Consider the following 1,014-nt stretch of genomic DNA (forward strand, 5'->3'; position numbering starts at 1 on the left):
GGCCAAACAACGGGTGAGCTGCTGCTCAAGGGCAACACCGTAATGATGGGTTATCTGAAAAATGTTGTAAGCGACTCAAGGGGAAGTTTGCCTTGATAAAAATCCCCCAGTCCATCTGGAGTCAGAAAACTGGATTGCACCAGTAGATGAAATGGAGGGCATTCCCATTGCGCATATTCAGTTGATGCATTCGCGTGAGTGAGCTCTGCATTGGATTCGTGTGTGTTGCGTTGGCTTGGAAGATTTACTTGTTGCTTCTGTTACTTACAAAAATAAAAAATCGGAGCGTTATAAGTGAGCATAAAAAAAATTTCGGCAACTTTAGTGTTTGGCAGCATTGCCCTAAGTGGCCATGCGTTTGCTGACTTCCTAAGTGATAGCAAAGCTACCTTGGGAATGAGGAACTTCTACTTCAATAACGACAACCGTGATGGCACCGCTGCCCCTTCGAAAACCGAAGAGTGGGCGCAGGGTTTCATGTTGGACTACAAGTCGGGATATACCGATGGTASCGTTGGTTTTGGTGTTGATACCCTGGGGTTGCTGGGCATTACCCTGGACACTGGCAAGGGACGACACGTCGKSAGCTCTATGATTCCCTCGAACAGTGACAACCGCGCCGTCGACGAGTGGAGCCGGCTGGGGCTGACCGGAAAAGTCAAAATGTCGAAGACCGAACTGCGCTACGGCACCTTGATTCCGAAACTTCCGATTCTGGTCGCCAACGATGGACGGGTGCTGCCACAAACCTTCGAGGGCGGTCAAATCACCTCGAGCGAGTTCAAGGATCTGACCCTGACGGGTGGACGAATTGAACATGCAACAGGTCGCGGTTCAACGGATCAGACGGGGCTGGCCGTTCTGGGCGGTACGCGTGAAAGCAACCAGTTCGACTTCGTCGGGGGCGACTGGAAAGTCACCAAGGATCTGACGGCTCAGTACTACTATGCCCATCTCGAGAACTACTATAACCAGCAGTTTTTCGGACTGATTCACACGCTTGCGTTCTCGGAC

Annotated in this window: 1 protein-coding gene; it reads left to right on the forward strand. The window is 51.0% G+C overall.

The window, feature by feature from the left end; genetic code table 11:
- Positions 1-294 precede the first annotated feature (294 nt).
- Positions 295-1,014: OprD family outer membrane porin (locus tag AC1DVH_RS31715; RefSeq protein ID WP_477757105.1), on the forward strand; the 720-nt coding region annotated here is incomplete at its 3' end.

Source organism: Pseudomonas sp. P4_C3 (assembly GCF_056402075.1).